The organism is Streptomyces sp. NPDC007856 (assembly GCF_042868225.1).
Taxonomy (GTDB): Bacteria; Actinomycetota; Actinomycetes; order Streptomycetales; family Streptomycetaceae; genus Streptomyces.
This window is the reverse complement of record NZ_JBIAEC010000090.1, coordinates 1-2,844: the sequence shown is the minus strand read 5'-3', so window position 1 is coordinate 2,844 and position 2,844 is coordinate 1. Positions and strand designations below refer to the sequence as shown.

General features: G+C 70.5%; 4 protein-coding genes. 2 read left to right on the top strand and 2 right to left on the bottom strand.

Annotated elements, in window-relative coordinates; all coding sequences use genetic code 11:
• The first annotated feature begins 79 nt into the window (after positions 1–79).
• Positions 80–283 (top strand): endonuclease domain-containing protein, encoded by a 204-nt coding sequence (locus ACFYOH_RS44620; protein ID WP_388638057.1) that lies wholly within the window; start codon positions 80–82, stop codon positions 281–283.
• Here the strand turns inward: ACFYOH_RS44620 and ACFYOH_RS44615 are convergent.
• Both ACFYOH_RS44615 and ACFYOH_RS44610 read right to left on the bottom strand, forming a co-directional pair.
• Positions 270–908: an NUDIX hydrolase gene (locus tag ACFYOH_RS44615; protein WP_388638054.1), complete on the bottom strand. Its 639-nt coding sequence runs from the start codon at positions 906–908 to the stop codon at positions 270–272. The genes ACFYOH_RS44620 and ACFYOH_RS44615 overlap by 14 nt on opposite strands.
• Entirely contained in the window at positions 901–1,782 is an 882-nt protein-coding gene (locus ACFYOH_RS44610) for a TetR family transcriptional regulator C-terminal domain-containing protein (protein WP_388638051.1), read from the bottom strand. Before ACFYOH_RS44610 ends, ACFYOH_RS44615 begins: the two co-directional genes overlap by 8 nt.
• Before the next feature lie 169 nt (positions 1,783–1,951).
• Here ACFYOH_RS44610 and ACFYOH_RS44605 point away from each other — a divergent pair.
• Positions 1,952–2,844, top strand: an 893-nt coding sequence (locus ACFYOH_RS44605) for an SDR family oxidoreductase (RefSeq protein WP_388638048.1), incomplete at its 3' end; no start/stop codon positions are given.

Here is a 2,844-nt window from a genome sequence, read left to right as displayed (position 1 = left end):
AGTCGTTGAGGATTTGCTGAAGCGCTGGAGGTGGAGGCCGTCGCCCATCACAAGGTCGCGAAACCTGCCGGACTGCACAATGAGCGAGGCTGCCGGTCTGAGGCCCGGCCCGAACAATGGCCCGACCCCAAGGTTCCCGCGCTGGTACGCATGGTGGCGACTCCATGACCTGCAGGACGGCAACTGCGCCACCTGTGACGCTCCCGCCTACGCCATCGACCACGACTACACGACCGGCCTGGTACGTGGCCTGCTCTGCGTCGTCGTGCTCAGGTGCGGGTGAAGTCCGGCTGGGTCAGGTCGGCGACCCGGGTGGCGCGTCCGAGCAGGGCGACCTCGCGGAACTGCCATAGCAGGGCGCCGGTCGGGGCGTGGATCACCATGCCCCGCCGCAGCGGCATCTGCAGCAGCGGCCGGCCCCGCGGATCCGTCCGCCAGCGCGGAACGTCCGGATCCGTGAGCCGGCGCAGCGGGATCGGGTGCAGGGAGTGCACCTCGTCAGGGTTGCGTTCCAGTCGTAGCGGAAGCCGCACCAGCACCACTACGGGTGTGATGACGAACCCCGAGTCGGTGACGAAGTCGTCTAGCTGTCCGGCCACTTCGGCCGGGCCGGCGCAGATGCCGGTCTCTTCGGCGAGCTCGCGCAGCGCCGCCTGCTGCGGGGTCTCGGTGCCGTCGAGCCGGCCGCCGGGCAGCGCCCACTGGCCCGCGTTGCGGCCGCGGGCGACCCGTTTGATCAGCAGCAGATGGGGTTCGCCGCGGTGCGGGTGGAGGGTGAGGCACACGCCCGCGCGACGGGCGTTGGGCGGTGCCGCCGCGGTACGCCGCGGGAAGGCGGCGAGGTTGGCGCGGACCTGCTCCTCCAGCTGGTCCATCCCGCTTCCCTCCGGCTCGTTGGGATCAGGCACCGGCATGTTCCACCTCGCTCGTGGGCGCGTTCTTGGGCGCGAGGAGCTCGCGTTCGATGAAGTCCAGCAGGACGCTCCGCATCCGCTCGGGCGTCACTCCGGGCGCTCCGGTCAGTACCTGGATGGCCAGGCCGTCGGTGAGCGCGGTGAGGCCGAGCGCGAGCTGTTCGGCGTCGGTGTCGGCCCGGAACTGCCCCTGGTGCTGGCCCCGGCGCACGATGCGGACCACGGCCTCGCGCCAGCGGGCGTAGAAGTCGTTGTGGATGGAGCGCAGTTCGGGGCGCAGGGCGGTCTCGGCCCAGAACTGCAGCCAGACCAGCCACTCGTCCCGGACCCGGCCGCCGGCCGGAAGCTGCATGTCGATCAGCCGCAGCAGCCGTGCGTGTGCGCTGTCCACGCTTCTCAGCTCGCCGCTCTGGCGCTCGAAGGCGCTCTCGACGCAGTGCAGCAGAGCGGCGTTGAGGACGTCCTGCTTGGTTGGGAAGTAGTAGTGTACGGCGCCGCTGCTGGTGCCGCAGGCGCGGGCGATGTCGGCGATCCGTACGGCGTGGTAGCCGTGTTGCGAGATCAGCCGCCAGGCGGCCTCGAGGAACTCGGTACGGCGCGCGTCCGTTCGGTCGGGGTCGCCGGGCGTTGTCCCGAGCGGGCCGGCTCCCTGTTCGGCGGGGCCGGGGCCGACCCCGTGCACCAGCCAGTCGACGCTGACCCCTGCGGCCGCGGCGACGGCCGCCAGCTCGCCGGGTGTGAAGCGGCGGTGCCCTTTGAGGGACTTGGACAGTTTGGTCGGTTCGAGGTCGATCCGGGCCGCGAAGTCGCGGTGCGTCTTTGCGACCGCGTCGATGATCCGGCGCACGCGCTCGGCTGTCTCGTCCATGCTGCCGAACCGTAGCGCCTGCGTTGCCAAAATCGCAATACAGCCGGTCGCGGCAGGGTGACCCACACCTCGGCCAGGATTCGCAAAAGTCCAGCTAGTACAACCTATTGACACCCTGCGAAGGGCGGGCTCACAGTGATGCCGACTTACCGACCAACGGATCAGTCAGTTGATTGCGATCTGGGTCGTCAACCCGCTGTGGGCCCCGCTGTGGGCACGGAAAGAGAGCGCTGCGGGATCGACACCGCTGCGCCCGGACGTACACGACAACAAGGTCGTGCTCGTCACGGGCGGAGGCACCGGCATCGGCCGGGCCGTGGCCATCGACTTCGCCTCCTTGGGGGCCCGCGTCGTGGTGTGCGGCCGCAGGCCCGAACCCCTTGAGAAGGTGGCTGCCGAGATCGAGGCCGCCGGCGGCACCTGCCTGGCCGTGCCCGCCGACATCCGTGCCGAGGGCGGGGTCGAGCGTGTCGTCGACACGGCACTTAAGGCCTTCGGCCGCATCGACGTGCTCGTCAACAACGCGGGCGGCCAGTTCACCGCCCCCGCCGAGGAGATCACCCCCAAGGGCTGGCGCGCCGTGCACGACCTGGCCGTGGACGCCGGCTGGGCGATGACACGCGAGGTCGCCGTCCGCTCCATGATCCCCAACCGCTCCGGAGTCGTCTTCTTCATGGCGTTCTCCCCGCGCCGCGGCATTCCCGGCATGGTGCACGCCACCGCCGCCCGCGCCGCGCTGGAGAACCTCGCCGCTGGACTGTCGCTGGAGTGGAGCCGCTACGGCATCCGCATCGTCTGCGTCGCCCCCGGAACCGTCGCCACCGAAGGGCTTCAGGCCGCGTACGACGAGGCGGATCGCCGTCGCTGGGAGCAGGCCGTGCCGCTCGGCCGGCTCGGCCGCCCCGAAGAAGTGTCCGGCCTTGTGTGCTTCCTCGCCTCGCCCGGCGGCTCGTACATCACCGGAACCTGTAGTGCAGGTGCGGGTTGTTGGCGGCGATCGTGGTCACGGCGTCTGGTACCGCGGCCGGGCTTGTGCCGGCGTCGTGATGGGTCAGCCTCTTG